Here is a 21,877-nt window from a genome sequence, read left to right as displayed (position 1 = left end):
CTGTTCGTTCGCCTCCGCGCTCGCTCCGGGCCTCGCTCGTTCCTCGCTCGGGTCCTCGCTTCGCTGTCGGCTCACAGGGGGATGTTCCCGTGCTTCTTGGGCGGCAGGGTCTCGCGCTTGGTGCGCAGCGCCCGCAGCGCCTTGGTCACGTTCATCCGGGTGTTGCTCGGCGTGATCACCGTGTCGACGTACCCGCGCTCGGCCGCGACGTAGGGGTTGGCGAGGGTGTCCTCGTACTCGGTGATGAACCGCTGGCGGACGTCGTCGACGTTCTCGCCGGCCTCCTGCGCCGCCGCGAGCTGGCGGCGGTAGAGGATGTTGACCGCGCCCTGCGCGCCCATGACGGCGATCTGGGCGGTGGGCCAGGCGAGGTTGATGTCGGCACCGAGGTGCTTGGACCCCATGACGTCGTACGCGCCGCCGTACGCCTTGCGGGTGATGACGGTGACGAGCGGGACGGTGGCCTCGGCATACGCGTAGATGAGCTTGGCACCGCGGCGGATGATGCCGTCCCACTCCTGGTCGGTGCCCGGCAGGAAGCCCGGCACGTCGACGAAGGTGAGCACCGGGATGTTGAACGCGTCGCAGGTCCGCACGAACCGGGCGGCCTTCTCCGAGGCGTCGATGTCGAGGGTGCCGGCGAACTGCATCGGCTGGTTGGCGACGACCCCGACCGAGCGGCCCTCGACCCGGCCGAAGCCGCAGACGATGTTCGGCGCGAACAGCGGGTGCACCTCGAGGAACTCGCCGTCGTCGAGCACGTGGTCGATGACCGTCTTCATGTCGTACGGCTGGTTCGCGCTGTCGGGGATGAGGGTGTCGAGCTCGCGGTCGTGGTCGGTGACCTCGAGATCCGCCTCCTCCTCGAAGGCGGGCGGGTCCTCGAGGTTGTTGCTCGGCAGGTAGGAGATGAGCGCCTTGACGTAGTCGATGGCGTCCTGCTCGTCGCTGCCCATGTAGTGCGCGACACCGGACTTGGTGTTGTGCGCCTTCGCTCCGCCGAGGTCCTCGAACGACACGTCCTCGCCGGTGACGGTCTTGATGACCTCGGGCCCGGTGATGAACATGTGCGAGGTCTGGTCGACCATGACGGTGAAGTCGGTGACCGCGGGGGAGTAGACGGCGCCGCCCGCGCACGGCCCCATGATGAGCGAGATCTGCGGGATCACACCGGACGCGTGCACGTTCCGCCGGAAGATCTCGCCGTAGAGGCCGAGGCTGACCACGCCCTCCTGGATGCGGGCGCCGCCGGAGTCGTTGAGGCCGATGACGGGGCAGCCGACCTTCATGGCGAAGTCCATGACCTTGCAGATCTTCTCGCCGAAGACCTCGCCGAGGGAGCCGCCGAACACCGTGAAGTCCTGCGCGAAGACCGCGACCGTGCGCCCGTCGACCGTGCCGTAGCCGGTGACGACGCCGTCGCCGTACGGGCGGTTCTGGTCCTGCCCGAACGCCGTCGAGCGGTGCCGCGCGTACTTGTCCATCTCGACGAACGACCCCTCGTCGAGCAGCATCTCGAGGCGCTCGCGGGCCGTCTTCTTGCCGCGCGCGTGCTGCTTCTCGACCGCCCGCTCCGAGCCGGCGTGGGCGACCTCGGCGACCCTGCGCTTGAGGTCCTTGAGCTTGCCCGCCGTGGAGTGGATGTCGATGTCGTCCGGGACGTCCGTGCCGCCCGTCGTGGTGAAGCTGTCGAGGGGATCGGTGGTCGAGGCCATGGCGGCGAGCCTAGCCTTGGAGCCATGCGCGGACCCCTTGACAGTGAGGCATTGCACGAGGCGTTGGTCACGTCCGGGAAGCCGTGGACCGGCGTCGACGTGCATCCCACCCTCGGCTCCACCAACGCGGAGGCGGCGCGGCTCGCCCGCCCGTTCCACGTCGTGGTGACCGACCACCAGCAGGCCGGCCGGGGGCGGCTCGGCCGCACCTGGGAGACACCGGCCTCGACCTCGGTGACCATGTCCGTCCTGCTGCCGGCCCCGGACGCGGGTCGCGGCTGGATGCCGCTGGTCACCGGCTTGGCCGTCCGCGACGCCGTCGCCGAGGTGACCGGCCTGCAGGCGGACCTGAAGTGGCCCAACGACGTCCTGCTCCCCGCGGACGACGAGCGCAAGGTCTGCGGCATCCTCTGCGAGCTGCAGCCGGGCGGTGTCGTGGTGGGCCTCGGGATCAACGTCGACCAGTCGCGCGAGGAGCTGCCGGTCGACACCGCGACCTCCCTGCGCCTCGCCGGCGCCCGGGACGTGCGGCGCGAGGACCTCGTCGTGGCCGTGCTCGAGCGGCTGGCCCACTGGCACGGCCTGCTCTCCGCCGGGCCGCAGGGCCGCGCGCAGGTCCACGCGGCATACCGGAAGGCGTGCGTCACCATCGGGCGCGAGGTGGACCTGCACGTCACCGGGGGCGACGTCCGGCGCGTGCGCGCGGTCGGTGTGGACGACGACGGACGGCTCGTGGTGAGCGGCCCGTCGGGGGAGTATGCCGTGGCGGCGGGTGACGTGGTCCACGTGCGGTCCGCCGCTGGCTAGGGTGGCGGCGTGACGGACGCCGGTCGACACCGCATCGTGCGGCCCGAGGACCTGGCGGGGCTGAGCCCCGACGACCTCGAGGCCCGCCTGCTGGGCCGACCGGCGACGATGGGACGCCGCGACGTCAGCCGTGGCGCCGAGGTCTCGCTGCTGTCGGCCCGCAAGTTCTGGCACGCCCTCGGGTTCCCGATCGTCGAGGACGAGGACGCCATGTTCACCGAGGCGGACCTCATGGCGCTCAAGGCCGTCGCGCGCCTGGTGCGGGACCAGGAGCTCGACGAGGCGACCGCGCTGGCCATGACGCGCGCCTTCGCCCGCACCGCCGACCGGCTGGCGGTCTGGCAGACCCAGCTGATGGCCGAGGCGCTGGCCGCCCCCGACACGGAGGCGGCCCTCGACGAGGCGGATGCCCGCGCGGTGCCCGACCTGTCGGCCGCCCGCGCCTCGGCCCTCAAGCTCGCCGACATGGCCGACGAGCTCGAGCCCCTGCTGGTCTACGCGTGGCGACGCCACCTCACGGCCGCGATCTCGCGCATGCTCGCCGACGCCGACCCGCAGTCGTCGTCCGAGGGCGTGGTGCGGGTCGTGGGCTTCGCCGACCTCGTCAACTTCACCTCGCTGGTCCGCCGGATGACCGAGCGGCAGCTCGCCGTCATGGTGCAGCGGTTCGAGGCCCTGGCCACCGACGTCGTGACGGCGCACGGCGGACGCGTCATCAAGACGGTGGGCGACGAGGTGCTGTTCGTGCACATCGAGCCCTCGCCCGCGGCCGCCATCGCGCTCGACCTCGTCGACCTCATGGGTGAGGACGAGCTGCTGCCCGACGTGCGCGTCGGCATGGCGTTCGGGCCCGTGCTCTCCCGCCTCGGCGACGTCTTCGGCACGACGGTCAACCGGGCCAGCCGGCTCACGAGCGTCGCGCCCGGCGGTGGCGTCCTCGTCGACGACGCCCTCGCGACCGCGCTCGCCAGCCTGTCCGGCTTCCAGACCACCCCGCAGCGGCGCCGCACCCTGCGCGGCATCGGCCAGGTCACCCCGAGCGCCCTGCGCCGCTCGGCCGGGGGCCGGTCGGCGGTCCTCGCCGACCTCGACCTCGTCGGGGCGCCGGTGGGCCTCGCCCCGCTGCCGACCGGTCACGACGACGCGGCTGGGCCGGTCGCGGCGGGGACGGGCGCGGCGCCGGCGGACGCCGCGGCCGACGACGACCCGGCAGCCGATGACGGCGCGGGGCTGGCCGCGACGACGTGGAACCCGACGACGAGAGGAACGACCGCATGACGACCGACCTGGTCCGGATCGAGCGGCACGGGGAGGGCGGGCACGTCGCCGAGCTCGTGCTCGACCGGCCCGAGGCGATGAACGCCGTCTCCACCGAGATGGCGCACGCGCTGGGCCGCGCGACCCGGGAGGTCGCGGGCGACGCGACCGTGCGGGCCGTCGTCGTCAGCTCCACGCACCCCAAGGCGTTCTGCGTGGGCGCCGACCTCAAGGAGCGCAACTCCTTCACCGACGAGCAGCTGCGCGCCCAGCGCCCGCTGGCGCAGGCGGCATACCGGGGCGTCCTCGACCTGCCCGTCCCGGTGGTGGCGGCGGTGGACGGGTACGCGCTCGGGGGCGGCTTCGAGATCGCGCTGTCCTGCGACCTGGTGGTGTGCGGGGAGGGAGCGGTCGTCGGGCTGCCCGAGGTGTCGGTCGGGGTCATCCCCGGCGGCGGGGGCACCCAGCTCCTCACCCGGCGGGTCGGCTGGAGCCGCGCGGCGCGGATGGTCTTCACCGCCCAGCGGTTCACGGCGCAGGAGGCCCACGAGCTCGGGGCCGTCGACGAGGTCGTGCCGGCAGGGACCGCGCGGGAGCGTGCCCTGGAGCTGGCGACCGTCGTCGCCGGCAACTCCCCGGTCGGCATCCGCAACGCCAAGTCCGCGATGCGGCGCGGATTCGACACCGACCTGGATGCCGGGCTGCGGATCGAGGACGAGATGTGGGCCGCCACGGCCTTCTCCGCGGACCGGGCCGAGGGAGTGGCCGCGTTCAACGAGAAACGCCGACCACAGTGGCCCGGTCGCTGAAGACGCGTCGCTTTGCCTACGATTCCCCCCATGACCCGAGTGCTCCTCGCTGAGGACGACCCCGCCATCTCCGAGCCGCTGGCCCGCGCGCTGCGCCGGGAGGGCTACGACGTCGACGTGCGCGCCGACGGACGGGCAGCGCTCGAGGCCTCCGCGGAGAACCCCGACCTGGTCGTGCTCGACCTGGGCCTCCCGTACGTCGACGGCCTCGAGGTCTGCCGCCGGATCCGCGCCGAGGGCCGCACCGTCCCCGTGCTCATCCTCACGGCCCGGGCCGACGAGGTGGACACCGTGGTCGGCCTCGACGCCGGCGCCGACGACTACGTGACCAAGCCGTTCCGGCTGGCCGAGCTGCTGGCGCGCGTGCGGGCCCTGATGCGCCGCAACCCCTCCGACGCCCCGGCCGCACACGAGCTGGTCCGGATCGACCCCGAGGGCCGGCGCGCCTGGTTCAAGGACGAGGAGCTGCAGCTCACGGCCAAGGAGTTCGACCTGCTGCGGGTGCTCGTGCGCGAGCAGGGCAAGGTCGTCTCCCGCGAGCAGCTCATGCGCGAGATCTGGGAGACCGCGTGGTTCGGGTCGACCAAGACCCTCGACATGCACATCTCCGTCCTGCGCCGCAAGCTCGGTGACGACGCCGCGCAGCCGCGCTACATCGCCACCGTCCGCGGTGTCGGCTTCAGGTTCGAGCGCGACGACGTCTGAGCCCGTGCCATGCGTCAGCAGCTGATCCGTTCGACGGTGCTCGCGGTCGGCCTCGCCATCGTCATCACGATGGCCCCGGTCGGCTTCGCGATCTGGAACGCGAGCGTCGGGGACGGGCGCGGCGTCGTCGGGCGCTGGCTGGCCGAGGGCACGCCGGGCCAGACGTCGATGCGGCTCGTCGCGGTCGTGGTCGCCCTGGCGGTGCTGGCCCTGGCGGCCGGTGTCTTCGTGGCCATCCGGCAGGCGCACCAGATGTCGCAGCCCATGCGGGCCCTCGCCGACCGGGCCGAGCGGCTCGGCGCGGGTGAGTCGCGCATCCAGCCGCTGCACTCCGGGATCGCCGAGCTCGACCAGGTCTCCGAGGTGCTGTCCCGCAGCGCGCAGCGGCTGACCAAGTCGCTGGCGTCCGAGCGCGACTTCGCCGCGGACGCCTCGCACCAGCTGCGCACGCCGCTCACCGCGCTGCTCATGCGGCTCGAGGAGATCTCGGTGACCGACGACCTCGACGTCGTCCAGGAGGAGGCCACGATCGCCATCGCGCAGGTCGAGCGCCTGACCCGCGTCGTGGACGACCTCATGGCGCGCACCCGCCGCGGCGGCGACGAGCCCAAGGCGACCGTCTCGCTCGACTCGGTCATCGCCGCCCTGCAGCGGGAGTGGCAGCCGGCCTTCGAGCAGGCGCGCCGCAGCGTGCACGTGCACGGCGAGCGGGGCCTGGTGGTCCAGGCCAAGCCGGTGGACCTGTCCCAGGTCCTGTCGACGCTCCTCGAGAACGCGCTGGCCCACGGCCGCGGGACGGTGGACGTCCACGCCCGGCGCAGCGGTCCGTCGGTCGTGGTCGAGGTCAGCGACCAGGGCGAGGGCGTGCCCTCGACGATCGCGCCGCACATCTTCGAGCGGTCGGTCACCACGACGGGCACCGGCCTCGGCCTCGCGCTGGCCCGTGACCTCGCGGAGTCCAACGGCGGCCGGCTCGAGCTGATCCAGGCCCAGCCCGCGATCTTCGCCCTCTTCCTCAGCGAGTCCGACGCCGCCTGAGCGGCGCCCGCCGGCAGCCCGGCATACCCCCGCCCATGGCATACCCCGCCTGGGCGGTCGTCCCCGCAATACGGCAGTTGCTGGCATGAAACGGCATCCCAGAACTGCCGTTTCGCGTCAGCAACCGCCGTTGTGCCGGGGGGAGGTTTGGCGGAGTGACCGGCGGGTGGGCCAGACGGTCGGCCGGACGAATTCGGCCGTCGAGGGTCAGTGGCGGTCGGAGATGGGGGAGGTGTCGACCAGGGGCTCGCGGCGGAAGACGAACTGGCGGTACGCCCAGAACCGGAAGAGGGTGCCGAGGGCGATGCCCACGACGTTCGCGACGTTGTCGGCGGCCAGCGACTTCAGGCCGAGCCCGTAGTGCGAGAGGGCGATGCAGCCGGCGCCGATGAGCAGCGCGATGCCGTTGGTCAGGAAGAACAGGCCCGCCTCGTGGTGCGCCGGGCGGTTGCGCCGGTGCCGGAAGGTCCAGGCGCGGTTGCCGATCCAGGCGATGGCGGTGGCGACCGAGGCCGAGACGACCTTGGCGCCCGTGGGCTTGTCCTCCATCACCGTGTGCCGCAGCACGTTCATGAGGCCGACGTCGACGACGAACGAGACCGCACCGACGACGCCGAACTTGATCATCTCGCGGTAGAGCACCCCGACGGCGCCACGGGCGCGGTCGAGGACGGAGGTGGGTGCCACCGGGGGAGCGTACCGGGGCAGCCTGTGCCCGGATGCCACGGCGACCGGGTGCCGGACGAACGCCAGCGGGAGCCGGACGAACGGTGGACCCCGCCCGTCGCTATCCTCGCGGCGTGACCTCCCCGCAGCGTGCCCCCGGCGGCTTCCCCGTGGTCGGTGTCATCGGTGGCGGCCAGCTGGCCCGCATGTGCGCCGGCCCGGCAGCCGAGCTCGCCGTCTCCCTGTCGGTCCTCGCCGAGGCCCCCGACGCGGCGGCCGCGCAGGTGATCCCGTCGGCCCCCGTGGGGTCGCACACCGATGTCGACGCGGTGCTCGCGTTCGCCGCCGAGTGCGACGTCGTCACCTTCGACCACGAGCACGTGCCGCCGGAGGTCCTCGCGGCGCTGGAGGAGCGCGGCGTCCCCCTGCACCCCAGCCCCGCCGCCCTGGTCTTCGCCCAGGACAAGCTGGCGATGCGCCACCGCCTCACCGAGATCGACGTCGCCTGCCCGGCGTGGGCGCAGGCCCGGACCGCCGCCGACGTCGAGACGTTCGCCGAGCAGGTGGGCTGGCCCATCGTCGCCAAGACGCCTCGGGGCGGGTACGACGGCAAGGGCGTGCGGGTCGTCGGCTCCGTCGAGGAGCTGGCCGACTGGCTGGAGCGGGCCGACAGCGACGCGGCGCAGGGGAGCGGGCCGCTGCGCGACGGGCTGCTGCTGGAGGAGAAGGTCGACTTCGTGCGCGAGCTGGCCGTCCTCGTCGCCCGCAGCCCGTCGGACCAGGCCGCTGCGTGGCCGGTCGTCGAGACGGTCCAGACCGACGGCATCTGCACCGAGGTGCTCGCCCCGGCGCCCGACCTCGACCCGCACCTCGCGGCGGTCGCGACCGAGGCCGCGCTGCGCATCGCCGAGGACCTCGGCGTCACCGGCGTCTTCGCCGTGGAGATGTTCGAGGTGCGCGACCCCGAGACCGGCGCGCCCGAGTACGTCGTCAACGAGCTGGCCATGCGCCCGCACAACTCCGGCCACTGGTCGATGGACGGCGCGGTCACCGGTCAGTTCGAGCAGCACCTGCGCGCGGTGCTCGACCTGCCGCTCGGCTCGCCCGCCCCGCGGGCGCCGTGGACCGTGATGGCCAACGTGCTCGGCGGCGACTACCCCGAGCTCTACCCGGCATACCGGCACGTCATGGCCCGCGACCCCGGGCTCAAGGTGCACCTCTACGGCAAGTCCGTCCGGCCCGGCCGCAAGATCGGCCACGTCAACGTCAGCGGCACCGACCTCGCCGACCTGCGCGAGCGCGCCCAGCACGCCGCCGACTACCTCACGGGAGTGGTCACCGAATGAGCGACACCGCGGCGACGCAGCCCCTCGTCGGGCTGGTCATGGGCAGCGACAGCGACTGGCCGGTCATGGAGCAGGCGGCGCTGGCGCTCGAGGAGTTCGGCGTGCCGTACGAGGCGGACGTCGTCTCCGCGCACCGCATGCCCGACGAGATGATCGCCTACGGGCAGCAGGCGGCCGGCCGCGGCCTGCGCGTGGTCATCGCCGGGGCAGGAGGCGCCGCGCACCTGCCCGGGATGCTCGCCGCCGTCACCCCGCTGCCCGTCATCGGGGTGCCGGTGCCGCTCAAGCACCTCGACGGCATGGACTCGCTGCTGTCGATCGTGCAGATGCCCGCGGGCGTGCCCGTCGCGACGGTGTCGATCGGCGGGGCGCGCAACGCGGGCCTGCTCGCCGTGCGGGTGCTCGCCGCCGGTGAGGGCGCGTATGCCGAGGGGCTGCGCGAGCGGATGACCGCCTTCCAGGCGTCGCTGCGCGACGCCGCGTACGCCAAGGGCGCCGCGCTGCGGGAGCGCCGGACGCACTGAGCCGGGCCGCATCGACCGGCAGGGGCGTCACCCGTCGATCGGACGGTCCCGCTGGTGGCCCGGGCTCAGCGAGCCATGCCGGCGGACCGCACGTTCCGCCACTCGATGCGCGGGCACGTGTCCATCACGACAGCCAGACCCGCGTCACGGGCGCGCGTTGCCGCTGCCTCGTCCACCACGTCGAGCTGCATCCACACCGCGTCGATCTGCAGGCGGTCCCTGTGCTCGATCGCCTCGTCGACGACGGCGCCCACGTGCTGGGAGTTGACGAAGCAGTCGACAACCTTCAGGTCTGTGCCGTCCGGGATGTCCGCCAACGACGCGTAGGCGGGGGAGTCGTGGACCTCCTGCGCCGAGGGGTGCACGGCGACGAGGCCCTTGCCGAGCTCCATCTTGAGCCACCGGGCCACGTCATAGGCCGGGCGGTCGCGGTTCGCAGAGAGCCCCACGACGGCCCAGATGCCCGGATCGATCAGCAGCTCACGGATGAGGTCGGGGTCGTTCTGGTGCTTCAACGTCACCCTGCCAGCATCACACGGTTCGCCCTCCTCGCAAGCAGCCCCCTGCCTACGATCGTCGGGTGACGACCATCCAGAGCTCGGCCGACGTCGCCGACACGGCCCGCATCGGGGAGCGCACGCTCGTCTGGCACCTGGCACAGATCCGGGAACGGGCCGAGGTGGGTGCCGACTGCATCATCGGGCGGGGCGCCTACGTGGGCCCCGGCGTGCGGATCGGGGACCGTTGCAAGCTCCAGAACCACGCCCTCGTCTACGAGCCCGCGGTCCTCGAGGACGGCGTCTTCGTGGGTCCGGCCGTCGTGTTCACCAACGACTACTTCCCCCGGGCCGTCAACCCCGACGGGTCGCTGAAGACCGGGGACGACTGGGACGCCGTGGGCGTCGTGTGCCGCGAGGGTGCCTCGATCGGCGCGCGGTCGGTATGCGTCGCCCCCGTGACCATCGGCCGATGGGCCCTGGTGGCTGCCGGATCGGTGGTCACGAAGGACGTCCCCGACTTCGCCCTCGTGGCCGGCGTGCCTGCCCGACGGATCCGCTGGGTGGGCCGGGCCGGTCAGCCCCTGGAGCCGATCGGCGATGGTCGCTGGACCTGCCCGAGCACCGGTGAGAGCTACCTCGAGAAGGACGGGGCCCTGCGCCTGCTCGAGGGGCAGTGAGGAGGCGTGCCGGGTGCGCTGCCACCGGGGGCGAGGCCGGGACGGCGCACCTAGGGTGAGGGTCGTACGCCGCAGGCACGCGACCCGAGGAGCACCATGAAGTTCGGACTGTTCATCCCGCAGGGCTGGAAGATGGACCTCGTCGGGATCGATCCGAGCCAGCACTGGGGCGTCATGGCCGGGCTGGCGCGCCGGGCCGACGCCAACGAGGACTGGGCGTCCATCTGGGTGTACGACCACTTCCACACCGTGCCGGTGCCCAGCGAGGAGGCCACCCACGAGGCGTGGACGCTCATGGCCGCCTTCGCCGGCGTCACCGGGCGGGTGCGGCTCGGGCAGATGTGCACGTGCATGAGCTACCGGAACCCGGCCTACCTGGCGAAGGTCGCGGCGACCGTCGACGTCGTCTCCGAGGGCCGGCTCGAGATGGGCATCGGCGCCGGCTGGTACGAGCACGAGTGGAAGGCGTACGGCTACGGCTTCCCCGGCGCCGGGGAGCGGCTCGCCCGCCTCGACGAGGGCGTGCAGATCTTCCGCCAGATGTGGACCGAGGGGACCTCCACCTTCTCCGGCAGGCACTGGAGCACCGACGGCGCGCTGTGCCGCCCGCTGCCCCTGCAGGGCACCGCCCAGCCGGGCTCGAAGGCCAACAACATCCCGATGTGGGTCGCGGGCGGGGGCGAGAAGGTCACGCTGCGGATCGCCGCCCAGTACGCCGACTACACCAACTTCGGCTCCGGCGTGCCCGAGGACTTCCAGCACAAGTCCGAGGTGCTGCGCCAGCGGTGCGAGGAGGTCGGCCGCGACTTCTCCGAGATCACCCGCACCACCAACCTCGACATCGTCATCGGCGCCGACGAGCGGGAGATCGCGGACCGCCTGTCCTGGCTCGACGACCACATGAAGGGCGCCGGCGTCCCGGACGCCCAGCGGGAGCGCCGGATGGAGGAGCTGCGCCGCTCGCCCGGCGTCGGCACCGCCGAGCAGCTGGTCGAGCGGCTGCGCGAGCTCGACGGCCTCGGCATGCGCTACCTCATCTCCTACTTCTACGAGGCCGCGTACGACACCACCGGCATCGCGATGTTCGAGCGAGACGTCATGCCCGAGCTGCTCGACCGCGAGCAGCACGGGCACCTCTGGCACCTCCGCCAGGAGATCTGAGCCCACGCCCGGGTGCCCCCCACCGCGGCGGGCACCCGGGCGGCGAGGGACCGTGGTGGGCACCACAGCGGGGAGCGGTGTCGACCCGGCATACCAGCGGGTAACCTGAGCCCTTGTGAGTGGTGACCCGAACTTCGACCTCTTCCGGATCTCCGAGGACCACGAGGCGCTGCGCGAGGCCGTGCGCGCCGTGGCCGAGGACAAGATCGCGCCGTATGCCGCGGCGGTCGACGAGGAGGCGCGCTACCCGCAGGAGGCACACGACGCCCTCGTCGCCAGCGACTTCTTCGCCCCGCACATCGCCGAGGAGTACGGCGGCGTCGGCGCGGACGCGCTCGCGACCTGCATCGTCATCGAGGAGGTCGCCCGCGTCGACGCGTCGGCGTCCCTGATCCCGGCGGTCAACAAGCTCGGGACGATGCCGCTGATCCTCGCTGCGAGCGACGACGTCAAGCAGCGCTACCTCCCGCCGGTGGCCGAGGGGCGCTCGACGTTCTCCTACGGTCTGTCCGAGCGCGAGGCCGGTTCCGACACCGCGTCGCTGAGGACCCGTGCGCGCCAGGACGGCGACGGCTGGGTCCTGAACGGCCAGAAGTCGTGGATCACCAACGCCGGCGTCTCCGACTACTACACCGTCCTCGCGGTCACCGACCCCGAGGGCCGCCGCGGCGCCAACGTCACCGCGTTCGTCGTCGAGAAGTCCGACGAGGGCTTCACCTTCGGCGAGAAGGAGCGCAAGCTCGGCATCAAGGGCAGCCCCACCCGCGAGCTGCACTTCGACAACGTCCGCATCCCCGGCGACCGCGTCGTCGGGGAGGTCGGCAGCGGCCTCAAGATCGCCCTTGAGACCCTCGACCACACCCGCGTCACCATCGGCGCGCAGGCCGTCGGCATCGCGCAGGGCGCGCTCGACCACGCCGTCGCGTACGTCAAGGAGCGCAAGCAGTTCGGCAAGCACCTCGCCGAGTTCCAGGGCCTGCAATTCATGCTCGCGGACATGGCCATGAAGGTCGAGGCCGCCCGCCAGATGGTGTATGCCGCGGCCGCCAAGTCCGAGCGCAGCGACAAGGACCTGACCTTCTTCGGCGCCGCCGCCAAGTGCTACGCCTCGGACGTCGCCATGGAGGTCACGACGGACGCCGTCCAGCTGCTCGGCGGCGCCGGTTACGTCCGCGACTTCCCGGTCGAGCGGATGATGCGCGACGCCAAGATCACCCAGATCTACGAGGGCACCAACCAGATCCAGCGCGTCGTGATGGCCCGCCAGATCCTGAGGTAGTCCACCTCGTCAGGCTCCGACCACGGCCCGACCGCTCCTGCGGTCGGGCCGTGGTCGGCAGGGCCCCGAGGCGGACTCAGCCGGCGGAGGGCTTCCCGTCGGTGCCGGCCGGGGGCGCCTCGAGCGGCTTGTCCTCGCGCAGGTCGGCGAACAGCGCCTTGGCGCGGGCGGTGTTCCACTTCACCGACGACCCGGCGCTGGTCTGGTAGTTCAGGTTCTGGATCGGCACGACGAGGCTCAGGCCCTTGTCCTGGGACACCGCCCGCATCGCCAGCAGCACCCGGCTCGCGTCCCGCATCGAGGTGTCGTTCCCCACGATGAGGCCGCTGGCAGCGGCGTGGGTGAAGTCCCAGTACCGGGTCGGCACCAGCACGGTGGACGGCGTGGCCGCCTTCTTCATGATCGCGCCGAGGAACTGGCGCTGGCGCTCGGCGCGGCCGATGTCGCCGCGGGGGTCGGAGTAGCGCGCGCGGACGTACCCGAGGGCGTTGCGCCCGTCGAGGACCTGGCATCCCTTCTGCAGGTTGATGCCGGCCTTCTTGTCGTTCATGTGGAACGGCACGCAGATGTTCACCCCGCCGACGCTGTCCACCACACCGGCGAACCCGGCGAACCCGATCTCGACGTAGCCGTCGATGTGCAGGTCCGTGACCTTCTCCACGGTCTCGACCAGCAGTTTCGGCCCGCCGAAGGCGAAGGCGGCGTTGATCTTGTTGCTGCCGTGCCCGGGGATCGGAACGTAGGAGTCGCGCGGGATCGAGATGAGCACCGGCTTGCCGCCGCTCTGGGAGGTGTGCACCAGGATGATCGAGTCGGTGCGGCGGCCCGCGTCGCTACCGGTCGAGTACTCCTTCTTCTGGGCCCTGGTCAGACCCTCACGGCTGTCCGACCCCACGAGCAGGTAGTTGAAGCCCTTGCCTACAGGCGGCCGCTGCCCGGGCGGCGTGGTGTCCTGCTTGGTGACCGCGTTCCACGCGTGCAGCGGGGTGTAGACCATGAAGGCCAGCCAGGCTGCGACGAGTAGCAGGACCAGCCGAACCACCGGAATCCGACGTCGGCGTCGCGGCGCGTCGTCCTCCCTGTCCCGGTCGGCGGGGAGCGTCGGGCGGCGGGCACCAGGGTCGGCCCTCGGTGTCGGAGCCCCCGCCGCGCCGGGTCGTCTGCGACTGCGCACGTCGACCGTGTAGACGTCGCCCCCGTCCTCCGGAACGCCTCGGCCGCCTTGCGGGATGGCCCGCGCGTTGTCGCCGGTCACGGTCAGGCTCCCGGGACCGATGCGACCAGAACGAACTCGTTGTACTTGAACACCCTCCCCGCAGGGCGGGGGAAGGGGAAGGAGTAGGCCCGGTCCACGGCGAGCCCGAGCCGCTGCGCGTGGTCGTCGAGTCCGGCCAAGTCGACGAACCGGACGTGGGTCGCGTCACTTCGGAAGCCGACTTCCTGAGGCGTGATGAGAACGACCTTGCCCCGCGGCCGTAGGCAAGGGAGGTACTCCCGGACGATGCCGTCCGCGACGTCCGCGTCGACGTGCTCCATGACGTGGGCGAGCAGAAGCGAGTCGAATGACCCAGGTCGCGCCACCTCCGTGTCCCAGAACTCCTGGGTGGTGTATGCCGTGAGACCCCGCGCGCGGGCCGCGGCCACCGAGTCGGCGTTGTGGTCGACGCCGACGCTGTCGGGACCGAGGTTGGCGAGGTTCCGACCGATACCGCAGCCGACATCGAGCACCCGGCCGAGGCCCAAGCGGCGCAGGTTCCAGCGGTACGGCCGCTGGACGTCGAGCAACTTCTTCCAGCGGGCGCCCTCGAGCCGCTGCAGCCTCTGGGCGTAGTCGGAGCCTGCGGTCTCTGATCCGTCGCCGCGGTGCACGGGGTGCTCGGACATGCTGGCCTTTCGGTCGGGGTCAGGCATGCATCGTGCCAGCCTTGGCCGAGGCCACCCAACTCGGGGAACCGCCATGATGGCAGGGGCGCGACACTCGCGTCGTCACACAGGTCACATCAACACCACTGGTTGTCCCGCATACTGCTGGGCATGCATCGCGCCACCCCCACCGGTTCGCTTCCCGGACGGGCGCAATACAGCAGGTCCGTGGGCCAGGCAGGGACCGCACGCGAGCACGCGTTGTCGCCGGCCCGGGACCGCCGGCGCGCGCTCACGCTGCTGCTCGCGACCGTCCTGGTCCCGGGGTCCGCCCAGCTGGCGGTCGGGCGGCGCGCTCTGGGTCGACTGGGACTGAGGGCCTGGCTGGCCTGGTGGGCCGGGGCCGTGCTGTTCGGGGCCGCGCTGCTCGTCGACCGCACCTCCACACTGGGGCTGCTGACCCGCGACTGGTTCCTCACCGGCCTGCAGGCGTTGCTCTGGGGCTCGGCGGTGCTGTGGGGGGTCCTCATCGTCGACGCCTGGCGGCTGGGGCGGCCGCGGTCGATCGTCCTCACCGCTCGTCGGTGGATCTCGGTGCTCACGGCGGGGATGCTGGTGACCACCACAGGCGGGCTCGTGTACGCGGGCACCGCGGTCGGAGCGGGACGTGCGGCGCTCGGCGACGTGTTCGTCGGCCGGACGAGCATGCCGCCCTCGCATGGGCGCTACAACATCCTCCTGCTGGGGGCCGACACGGGGCGCAACCGTGTGGGCACGAGGCCCGACAGCATCCAGGTGGCCAGCGTCGACGCCCGGACGGGGCGCACTGTGACGTTCGGCTTCTCCCGGGACACCGAGAACATCAACTTCCGCCCTGGTTCGGTCATGCAGCGCCTCATGCCGGAGGGATGGAACTGCGGGGACCAGTGCCTGCTCAACGCCCTCTACACCTGGGCGGACGACCACCGGGCGTTGTTCCCGCCGGGCAGTGGGGACCCCGGAGTCCTCGCGACCCGGGAGGCCGTCGAGGCGCTCAGCGGCCTGGACATCCAGTACTACGTCATGATCGACCTGAAAGGCTTCCAGCGGATGGTGGATGCCGTCGGGGGCCTGGACATCACGGTCAAGCGCCGCACGCCCATGGGTGGGGGCAGCTCACCGATCCTGGGGTGGATCGAACCCGGACGCCAGCACCTCGACGGCCGGACCGCCCTCTGGTACGCGCGGTCCCGGACGGGCTCGACCAACTACGAGCGGATGGCCCGCCAGCGCTGTGTCATGACAGCGATGGTCCAGCAGCTCGACCCGCAGACGGTCATCCTGCGCTTCGACGAGCTCGCCCGTGCCAGCTCGGGACTGCTCGAGTCCGACCTGCCGGCCTCCGAGCTCCCTTTCTTCGCCGAGCTCGCGCTCAAGGCACGCGAGCAGAAGATCACGAGCGTGAACTTCGTGCCGCCGCTGATGAAGCCCTGGGACTACGACGCGACGTTCGTCACGGGCACTGTGTCGCGCACGATCAGCACCTCCGAGAGGGGGCGGGCCACGAGGACATCGGGCCCGTCGACGCGGCCCGGCGCCACCTCGACCCCGTCGGTCGTACCGCCCACGGTGGACCCCAAAGACGCCGGCGGTCCGGCACAGCAGGACGACGTCGCCGCCCAGTGCGCCTGACGTTCCGTCAGCTGCGCATCCCGCGGTTCACCACGACGGCCAGGCCGGCGGTCGCCACCGCGGCCGACACGACGAGCGCCGACCCCACGACCCGCACGGGGTCGCCCGGCACGAGGCAGACGACACCGAACGACACGCCCGCCACGACCCAGGCCAGGACTGCCGGCCAGTGCTTCTCCAGGGCGAAGGCCGCGGGTTGCAGGACGAGCGTGCCGAGGATGAAGGCGGTGGACACGGCCAGCAGGGTGATGTCGGTCCGGTCGAGGTGGAAGCTCGGCCCGGACATGAGGCGGAGCACCTCCGGCCCGAGTGCCAGGCAGCCGAGGATGCCCAGTACCCCCAGCCCCGCGGTCAGGACGATGACCCGTCGGACTGTGGAGCGGAAGGCGGCGTGGTCGCGGCGGACCACCGCGCGGACGAGCTGCGGGATGAGCACCGACTGCACCGCGGCGAACAGGAAGATGGGGGTGCGCGCGATGAGGGCCGCGGCGAGGTAGGACCCCGCGTTGGAGGTGGTCCCGCTGGGGGTGAGGGCCTTGACCGCGACCGGCCCGAAGTTCACCAGCGACATCGAGATCGTGGTAGCGATCATCATGCCGATCAGCGTGGTGAGGAAGACGCGCAGCGTGACCGGGTCCGACGAACGGGGGCGCGGCACCCGATTCTCGCGCAGGAGCATCCGAACGGTGCCCACGACGGCCAGGGCCAGAGCCACCGGGATGACGAAGGCGAACGCCCAGGGGGAACGGACGCCCAGGACGGCCAGGGCGCCGGCGCCGACGAGTCGGGTGACGCCTTCGATGCCGAACTGGGAGGCGTACGAGCCGAAGTGGTGGGTGCCGGAGAGACCGCCCCGGGTGAGGTAGGCAACGGCCAGCAGCCCGACGGAGGTGGAGCACGCCGCCCACAGGGCCCACGCATGTCCGCCATCAGCGAGGGCGAAGGACACGGGCAGCAGGACGAGGACGATCGGCAGGGAGACCACCGTGGCCGCCCCGAGCGCAGCTCGCAGGACCGGTCCCGGCCGTTCCCCGTGCGCCATGAGGGCGGACACCCTCCGGCTCGTCTCCTGCTCGAAGGGCAGGCTGACGCCCAGGCCGAGCCCGTAGGTGAGGCCCCAGAAGACACTGAACTCGGCGAAACCCAGCGGCCCGAGAGCGCGCGAGGCGACGACGGTGAAGAGGTAGGTGCTGGCTCCGAAGAAGCTGACGCCGGCGAGGACCTTGAGGGAGCCGCTGCGCAGCGACCCTGTGGGAGCGGTCGCGGCGGCCGTGGACTCGCTCATCAGCCGCGTCGCCGTGGGCGGGCGAGAACCCAGTAGCCCCGCAGGAACGCGTTGAGCACACCCATCCCCGGCGGTTGGGGAACGTTGGGCGGGTCGATGGCGGCCGTCATCAGCGCCGCCAGGCGGGCCGTGGCGTCGGGACCGGTCGACAGCGCCTGGACCTCCGCACGCCGCCGGCGGAGGTATGCCGTGTTGTTGGCCAGCCACCACCAGGCCTGCAGCTTTTGCCGGGGCCATCCCTGCAGGACCGAGAGCAGGAAGAAGGCCGGCTCGAGCAGCACCAGGACCGGCAGGACCCGCCGGAGGAGGGCGGTCGGGTACGTCGTGAGGACCAGGATGAAGCGGTTTCGCTCCAGCAGGTACATCTTGAACGGGTTCCGGGAGAACTCGTAGTGGTGGTCGGCCACCGCGTCGGGAAGCACGCGTACGGTGCGCCCGCTCAGCCACGCCCGAACCGACAGGTCCGTGTCCTCGTGGTAGGCGAAGTAGGTCGGGTCGAAGGCTCCGACGGCGTCCCAGACGGCCCGGCTGAGTGCGAAGAAGCCGCCAGTCGCCACGGGGACCTCGTGCGCGTCGGTGTGCTCGCTCGCCGGGGAGCCGCACTCGCCGGCCCAGGTGAGGCCGAGGAACTGCAGTGGGTTGCCGACCGAGTTCACGAGGTCGGGCTCCTGGGCCAGGCGCAGGCAGCCGCAGACGATCCCCGCGCCGGGGGCCGCGGCAGCAGTGACGAGACGGTCCAGGGCCTCCTCGCGCAGGATGGCGTCGGAGTTGAGGAAGACGAGCACCTCACCCTGCGCCTGCTCGGCGGCAACGAGGCAGCCCCCCGCGAAGCCGGTGTTCTCCGAGCCGTCGCCGAGGACGCGGACGATGCCGGGCCACCGGGACCGTCGCTCCGAGGCGCGGGCAATGCCGTTGTCCACGAGCAGCAGCTCCCCGTCGACCGGGAGCTGGGAGGCGATGCTCTCCAGACAGCTCTCGAGCAGGTCCTCCGTGCCGTATCCGAGCACGATGACGGACACGGGTCGGGTCACGGGTTGGGTTCTCCTGAGCGGCTACTATCGGGGCACAGCCGGAGCCGGCAGCGCTCGCCAAGGTTACCCCGCGCACACGAGAGGCGTGCATGCACAGCAACACCGACGTCTGGGTCGTGGTCCCCACGTACAACGAGGAGCCCGTCGTCGGTGAGGTGATCGGTGGGCTGCTCGAGCACTTCCCGAACGTCGTGGCGGTGGACGACGGCTCTGTCGACCGGTCCGCCGAGGAGATCCGCCGAGCGGGGGCCCGGCTCGTGCAGCACCCCATCAACATGGGGGCCGGCGCCGCCATGCAGACTGGCATCGACTTCGCACTACTGGACCCGAAGATGCGTTACGTGGTCACGTTCGACGCCGACGGGCAGCACCGCGTCGAGGACGCCGTGCAGATGGTGGAGCGGGCCCGCGAGTCCGGGGTGGAGGTCGTCATCGGCTCCCGGTTCCTCGGGGCGGACGCGGTCGGCATGTCGTTCGGCAAGCGTGCCCTGCTCAAGACCGCCACCGTGTTCGAGCGACTGACGTCAGGCATCCAGCTCACCGACGCCCACCAGGGTCTGAGGGTGTTCGACCGGTCCTTCGCGTCGGTCCTGGAGATGAGGACAGCCGACATGGCGTGGGCGAGCGAGTTCCTGCAACGGATGTTCGAGGTCAAGGCAACCTACGAGGAGTACCCCGTGACCGTGGCGTACACCGATTACTCGCGGGCCAAGGGCCAGCGGTCGGTCAACTCGATCAACATCGGCGTCGACGTGCTGGTCAACCGCATCCTGCGAGGTCACCGCTGATGCAGTGGGTCAAGGTTCCCCTCATTCTGTTCGCCGTCCTTGCCCTGGTGGCGCTCTTCCGCAACCGGGACCGGGTCGAGCTGAGGGCCGGTTCGCGGGTCGTTGCGATCGTCCTCGCCGCCGCCGCCGTGGCCTCGATCGCCGATCCGGGTATCCCGCAGCGGGTTGCGGAGGCGCTCGGGGTGGGCCGCGGGACCGACCTGCTGCTCTACGTGCTCGTCGTGGTCTTCACGCTGACGAGCCTGGGCCTGTACTTCCGGATCAAGGAGAGCGACGCCCGCGTCCGCAAGCTCGCGCGGGCCCTGGCGATCGAGAGGGCGTTGCGCGAGGACGGCGACAGCGACCACCCCGCCCTGCCCCCCACTGTCCTCCCGGAGCCCGTGGACTCCCGGCGCGACGACGACGGGGGTCCCGCGTCCAGCTGACCCACGCTGAGTGAGCGGTCACTGTCAGTGCCTGCAATCCCGAGCGGGGCGTCCCTCGGTGAGAGGGTGGGTCAGCGCGCCCGGTAGCAGGTGAGGCCCTGGCCGCGATCGGACTGGCGCCACCCCATCGCGAGCACCGCAGCCGTCGTCCTCTTCTTGGGGGCGTCGAGGCAGATGTAGCCGACGCGGAGCAGCTGCACGTCCTGGGCGAACGTGGCCGGCGGAGCGGGGTTGCCGTTCTTCATGGAAGCGCTCAGCCGGATGCGCGCCCGGTGCACGTCGCTGGGCTCGTCGATCGCACTGAGGTAGAAGTTCCGGGGGTCGACCGCGTGCACGGTTGCGGTCGTCAAGGCGATGGCTCGCATCACGCGCCACGGGGCCAGGACGGGCCCCGAGCCCGAGTAGTCGTTCTCGATGGAGCGCGCCTGCGCTAGCGCCCTGCGGTCGAATTTCCACACCGGGGCGCCCTCGAGGTACGTGGTGGGGGACAGCCACAGGAGTCGTCCGCCGGCGAGGATGAGGGCCAGGACGGCTGCCGGCGCGAGGACCATCGCGAGGACCCGGGCCGGCCGCGCGACAGGGACGGGGAGCGACACGGTGGCGAGCAGGCCCACGAGGACCGGGATCGCCGGCACCCACATGAGCCGGTAGAGGATGGGTCCCGCCCCAGTCACGCGGTTGACGAGGTCGGGCATGCCCGGCGCCATCATCACGAGGGCGGCCAACGAGCCCGCTGCCACCACCACCCGGGTGCCGCCGGCACGCGCCACCCAGGGGGCCACCAGGATCGCCGTCAGGCCGAGGGCGCCCCAGAGGTGGTCGCCCACGACGTGGTGGTACGCCGCGTAGGACGTGAACGCGACGTCGCCGAACTGGCCGCTCGGCGAGGAGGCCGAGACGATGAGGCCGCTGCCCACGGGGTAGAGCACCGGGAGCAGGGCCCCCCACCACCTCTGGTACCGACACACCAGCAGGGCCGCTGCCACGGCGAGACCGATCGGGGGCACCACGAGGGTCGCCGTCGACGTGAGCCCGACGGCCATGACGCCGGTGGCGAAGAGAAGTGCCGCGTCGTAGACGCGCCCCCTGGTCACCCACCGGGTGAGCGCGAGGTACAGGAGGGGCAGCGCGAGGCAGACGAACATCACCTTGCCCTGCCAGATGCGCCCGATCCAGAACGCGCCCAGTCCGTAACCGTCCTTGACGCCCCAGAGCAGGTAGGCGATGGCGACGGCGAAGGCGACCACTGCGCGCCGGGGAGACCAGCTGCGAACCAGGCGCCACACTGCCCACACGGCCAGGAAGGACATGACGGCCGGCGTCAGCAGGTATACGACCGTGCCTCCGGACAAGCCGAAGAGGTGCGCCACTGCCCCCTGCAGGACCTCGATGGACTGCACTGGGGCGGTTCCTGCGCCTCGAAGGGCCGGCAGGGCCTGGTTGCTGTAGATCGTGTCCCGCAGAGGGATCCGCCCGGTCTCGGCCACGAAGACCGCCTTGTTGACGTAGAAGACGTCGTCGGCGTCGAACCGGACCGTGAGCAGGGACAGGTAGGAGAGGACCAGAGCGACCCCCCACACCGCGGCACTGGACAGCTGTGGCCACCTCCCGCGGGCCAGCGCATCGTCCTCCTCATCGTGTCCCGCGAGCTCGACTCGGTCGGCCCGGTCGCGGGTGAGCGCCAGCCAGACCAAGGGGAGGAGTGCCGCGACTGCCAGCACCCAGCCGAGGGGGTACGTGGAGGCTCGGTCCGTCCAGTGGACCACCACTGCAGCGAGTGTGAGAAGAGCGGTGACCAGCAGCAGCGGCCAGGCGCGCCTGGGAGTGGCGTCCTTCCAGGTGGCCGACGGCGGGACCTGTCCGTGGCGCCATGCCAGCACCCCCACAGGCACCATGACCACGACCACGACCACGACGAGGAGGTCGGTCGAGACACCGGCGGAACGGCCTGCGTGGTAGACGACGGTCCACAGGGCCAAGCCCCAGATCCCGAGGTCGGAGACGAGGTCGCCGACGCGGTCGAGCATCGGGTCATGGCGGGTCGGTCGGGGGGTCCTTGGCACGGCGGTCACAGTAGCAATGTGGCACGCTGCTGACGGTCGTCGGTGAACCCGTGCAGGCTCGGGTTCGGCGACACGGACTACAGTGGCGCGACGATTCTGACCGCGTCCTTGAGGAACCCCACCAGTGCCACGGCTCCCCCGCAATCCCCTGCGCAGTATCGGGCTCTCCTACGTCGATGAGCACGTTGTGGTCCGACTGGCCGTTGCCGACCCGTTGAACATCGTTCGCGTCTACGTCCGGCCGCGGACGCCGTTCACACCGGACCT

At 71.7% G+C, this 21,877-nt stretch carries 21 protein-coding genes; 13 read left to right on the top strand and 8 right to left on the bottom strand.

All coding sequences use genetic code 11. From position 1 onward, the window contains the following. Window positions 1-71 precede the first annotated feature (71 nt). The gene (locus RKE38_RS03465; RefSeq protein ID WP_316006052.1) at window positions 72-1,715 is read right to left on the bottom strand and encodes an acyl-CoA carboxylase subunit beta; all 1,644 of its coding nucleotides are present in this window, start codon (window positions 1,713-1,715) and stop codon (window positions 72-74) included. Window positions 1,716-1,739: 24 nt separating this feature from the next. Between RKE38_RS03465 and RKE38_RS03460 the strand changes: the two genes are divergently transcribed. The 5 genes from RKE38_RS03460 to RKE38_RS03440 are packed head-to-tail and all read left to right on the top strand — an operon-like array spanning window position 1,740 to window position 6,331. Beyond that, window positions 1,740-2,522 carry a biotin--[acetyl-CoA-carboxylase] ligase gene (locus tag RKE38_RS03460; protein ID WP_316006051.1) on the top strand — a complete coding sequence of 261 codons (783 nt, stop codon included), beginning with the start codon at window positions 1,740-1,742 and terminating at the stop codon, window positions 2,520-2,522. A gap of 9 nt (window positions 2,523-2,531) precedes the next feature. Then, on the top strand, window positions 2,532-3,800 hold the full coding sequence (locus tag RKE38_RS03455) for an adenylate/guanylate cyclase domain-containing protein (protein ID WP_316006050.1): 1,269 nt from the start codon (window positions 2,532-2,534) through the stop codon (window positions 3,798-3,800). Then, window positions 3,797-4,588 (top strand): enoyl-CoA hydratase/isomerase family protein, encoded by a 792-nt coding sequence (locus RKE38_RS03450; protein WP_316006049.1) that lies wholly within the window; start codon window positions 3,797-3,799, stop codon window positions 4,586-4,588. The genes RKE38_RS03455 and RKE38_RS03450 overlap by 4 nt, the downstream gene beginning before the upstream one ends. A gap of 30 nt (window positions 4,589-4,618) precedes the next feature. Then, the gene (locus tag RKE38_RS03445; RefSeq protein ID WP_310149621.1) at window positions 4,619-5,293 is read left to right on the top strand and encodes a response regulator transcription factor; all 675 of its coding nucleotides are present in this window, start codon (window positions 4,619-4,621) and stop codon (window positions 5,291-5,293) included. A gap of 9 nt (window positions 5,294-5,302) precedes the next feature. Next, entirely contained in the window at window positions 5,303-6,331 is a 1,029-nt protein-coding gene (locus tag RKE38_RS03440; RefSeq protein ID WP_316006048.1) for a HAMP domain-containing sensor histidine kinase, read from the top strand. Between the two features lie 207 nt (window positions 6,332-6,538). On the opposite strand, the gene RKE38_RS03435 is transcribed toward RKE38_RS03440, so the two are convergent. After that, window positions 6,539-7,018 carry a GtrA family protein gene (locus RKE38_RS03435; protein WP_316006047.1) on the bottom strand — a complete coding sequence of 160 codons (480 nt, stop codon included), beginning with the start codon at window positions 7,016-7,018 and terminating at the stop codon, window positions 6,539-6,541. A 113-nt stretch (window positions 7,019-7,131) separates the two neighbouring features. On the opposite strand from RKE38_RS03435, the gene RKE38_RS03430 reads away from it, so the two are divergent. Both RKE38_RS03430 and purE read left to right on the top strand, forming a co-directional pair. Next, on the top strand, window positions 7,132-8,343 hold the full coding sequence (locus tag RKE38_RS03430) for a 5-(carboxyamino)imidazole ribonucleotide synthase (RefSeq protein WP_316006046.1): 1,212 nt from the start codon (window positions 7,132-7,134) through the stop codon (window positions 8,341-8,343). Then, window positions 8,340-8,867 carry a 5-(carboxyamino)imidazole ribonucleotide mutase gene (gene purE / locus RKE38_RS03425; protein WP_316006045.1) on the top strand — a complete coding sequence of 176 codons (528 nt, stop codon included), beginning with the start codon at window positions 8,340-8,342 and terminating at the stop codon, window positions 8,865-8,867. The genes RKE38_RS03430 and purE overlap by 4 nt, the downstream gene beginning before the upstream one ends. A gap of 65 nt (window positions 8,868-8,932) precedes the next feature. Here the strand turns inward: purE and RKE38_RS03420 are convergent, their stop codons facing one another. After that, window positions 8,933-9,388 (bottom strand): CoA-binding protein, encoded by a 456-nt coding sequence (locus tag RKE38_RS03420; RefSeq protein ID WP_410055426.1) that lies wholly within the window; start codon window positions 9,386-9,388, stop codon window positions 8,933-8,935. A 59-nt stretch (window positions 9,389-9,447) separates the two neighbouring features. Here RKE38_RS03420 and RKE38_RS03415 point away from each other — a divergent pair, with 59 nt between their 5' ends. The 3 genes from RKE38_RS03415 (at window position 9,448) to RKE38_RS03405 (ending at window position 12,484) form a co-directional block, all read left to right on the top strand. Then, window positions 9,448-10,044, top strand: coding sequence for an acyltransferase (locus RKE38_RS03415; protein WP_316006044.1), 597 nt, complete (start codon window positions 9,448-9,450; stop codon window positions 10,042-10,044). A 96-nt stretch (window positions 10,045-10,140) separates the two neighbouring features. Then, window positions 10,141-11,205, top strand: a complete 1,065-nt coding sequence (locus RKE38_RS03410) for an LLM class F420-dependent oxidoreductase (RefSeq protein WP_316006043.1) — start codon at window positions 10,141-10,143, stop codon at window positions 11,203-11,205. 115 nt (window positions 11,206-11,320) lie between these two features. Further along, complete coding sequence (locus RKE38_RS03405) at window positions 11,321-12,484, top strand: acyl-CoA dehydrogenase family protein (protein WP_316006042.1); 1,164 nt, start codon at window positions 11,321-11,323, stop codon at window positions 12,482-12,484. Between the two features lie 76 nt (window positions 12,485-12,560). Here the strand turns inward: RKE38_RS03405 and RKE38_RS03400 are convergent, their stop codons facing one another. Both RKE38_RS03400 and RKE38_RS03395 read right to left on the bottom strand, forming a co-directional pair. After that, complete coding sequence (locus RKE38_RS03400; RefSeq protein ID WP_316006041.1) at window positions 12,561-13,526, bottom strand: LCP family protein; 966 nt, start codon at window positions 13,524-13,526, stop codon at window positions 12,561-12,563. A gap of 215 nt (window positions 13,527-13,741) precedes the next feature. Next, window positions 13,742-14,395, bottom strand: coding sequence for a class I SAM-dependent methyltransferase (locus RKE38_RS03395; protein WP_316006040.1), 654 nt, complete (start codon window positions 14,393-14,395; stop codon window positions 13,742-13,744). 180 nt (window positions 14,396-14,575) lie between these two features. Here RKE38_RS03395 and RKE38_RS03390 point away from each other — a divergent pair, with 180 nt between their 5' ends. After that, the gene (locus RKE38_RS03390) at window positions 14,576-16,018 is read left to right on the top strand and encodes an LCP family protein (RefSeq protein ID WP_316006039.1); all 1,443 of its coding nucleotides are present in this window, start codon (window positions 14,576-14,578) and stop codon (window positions 16,016-16,018) included. A 7-nt stretch (window positions 16,019-16,025) separates the two neighbouring features. Here the strand turns inward: RKE38_RS03390 and RKE38_RS03385 are convergent, their stop codons facing one another. Then, window positions 16,026-17,303 (bottom strand): hypothetical protein, encoded by a 1,278-nt coding sequence (locus RKE38_RS03385; RefSeq protein WP_316006038.1) that lies wholly within the window; start codon window positions 17,301-17,303, stop codon window positions 16,026-16,028. Further along, the gene (locus RKE38_RS03380) at window positions 17,303-18,334 is read right to left on the bottom strand and encodes a glycosyltransferase family 2 protein (RefSeq protein ID WP_316006037.1); all 1,032 of its coding nucleotides are present in this window, start codon (window positions 18,332-18,334) and stop codon (window positions 17,303-17,305) included. Before RKE38_RS03380 ends, RKE38_RS03385 begins: the two co-directional genes overlap by 1 nt. A gap of 89 nt (window positions 18,335-18,423) precedes the next feature. On the opposite strand from RKE38_RS03380, the gene RKE38_RS03375 reads away from it, so the two are divergent. Both RKE38_RS03375 and RKE38_RS03370 read left to right on the top strand, forming a co-directional pair. After that, a complete protein-coding gene (locus RKE38_RS03375; protein WP_316006036.1) occupies window positions 18,424-19,122 on the top strand; it encodes a glycosyltransferase family 2 protein in 699 nt (232 codons plus the stop codon). Continuing rightward, window positions 19,122-19,547, top strand: coding sequence for a DUF2304 domain-containing protein (locus RKE38_RS03370; protein ID WP_316006035.1), 426 nt, complete (start codon window positions 19,122-19,124; stop codon window positions 19,545-19,547). The genes RKE38_RS03375 and RKE38_RS03370 overlap by 1 nt, the downstream gene beginning before the upstream one ends. Window positions 19,548-19,618: 71 nt before the next feature. Here the strand turns inward: RKE38_RS03370 and RKE38_RS03365 are convergent, their stop codons facing one another. Beyond that, window positions 19,619-21,610, bottom strand: coding sequence for a DUF6077 domain-containing protein (locus RKE38_RS03365; RefSeq protein ID WP_316006034.1), 1,992 nt, complete (start codon window positions 21,608-21,610; stop codon window positions 19,619-19,621). Window positions 21,611-21,877: the final 267 nt, after the last annotated feature.

The sequence above is a fragment of the Phycicoccus sp. M110.8 genome (assembly GCF_032464895.1).
Classification (GTDB): Bacteria; Actinomycetota; Actinomycetes; order Actinomycetales; family Dermatophilaceae; genus Pedococcus.
Note: the sequence above shows the minus strand (reverse complement) of the source record. Positions and strands in the feature narration are given on the sequence as shown.

Excerpts from the sequence above, each read along its gene's own strand:
- RKE38_RS03465 (WP_316006052.1), bottom strand. The coding sequence starts at position 1,715 with ATGGCCTCGACCACCGATCCCCTCGACAGCTTCACCACGACGGGCGGC.
- RKE38_RS03460 (WP_316006051.1), top strand. The coding sequence starts at position 1,740 with ATGCGCGGACCCCTTGACAGTGAGGCATTGCACGAGGCGTTGGTCACG.
- RKE38_RS03450 (WP_316006049.1), top strand. The coding sequence starts at position 3,797 with ATGACGACCGACCTGGTCCGGATCGAGCGGCACGGGGAGGGCGGGCAC.
- RKE38_RS03445 (WP_310149621.1), top strand. The coding sequence starts at position 4,619 with ATGACCCGAGTGCTCCTCGCTGAGGACGACCCCGCCATCTCCGAGCCG.
- RKE38_RS03440 (WP_316006048.1), top strand. The coding sequence starts at position 5,303 with ATGCGTCAGCAGCTGATCCGTTCGACGGTGCTCGCGGTCGGCCTCGCC.
- purE (WP_316006045.1), top strand. The coding sequence starts at position 8,340 with ATGAGCGACACCGCGGCGACGCAGCCCCTCGTCGGGCTGGTCATGGGC.
- RKE38_RS03410 (WP_316006043.1), top strand. The coding sequence starts at position 10,141 with ATGAAGTTCGGACTGTTCATCCCGCAGGGCTGGAAGATGGACCTCGTC.
- RKE38_RS03395 (WP_316006040.1), bottom strand. The coding sequence starts at position 14,395 with ATGCCTGACCCCGACCGAAAGGCCAGCATGTCCGAGCACCCCGTGCAC.
- RKE38_RS03385 (WP_316006038.1), bottom strand. The coding sequence starts at position 17,303 with ATGAGCGAGTCCACGGCCGCCGCGACCGCTCCCACAGGGTCGCTGCGC.
- RKE38_RS03375 (WP_316006036.1), top strand. The coding sequence starts at position 18,424 with ATGCACAGCAACACCGACGTCTGGGTCGTGGTCCCCACGTACAACGAG.
- RKE38_RS03370 (WP_316006035.1), top strand. The coding sequence starts at position 19,122 with ATGCAGTGGGTCAAGGTTCCCCTCATTCTGTTCGCCGTCCTTGCCCTG.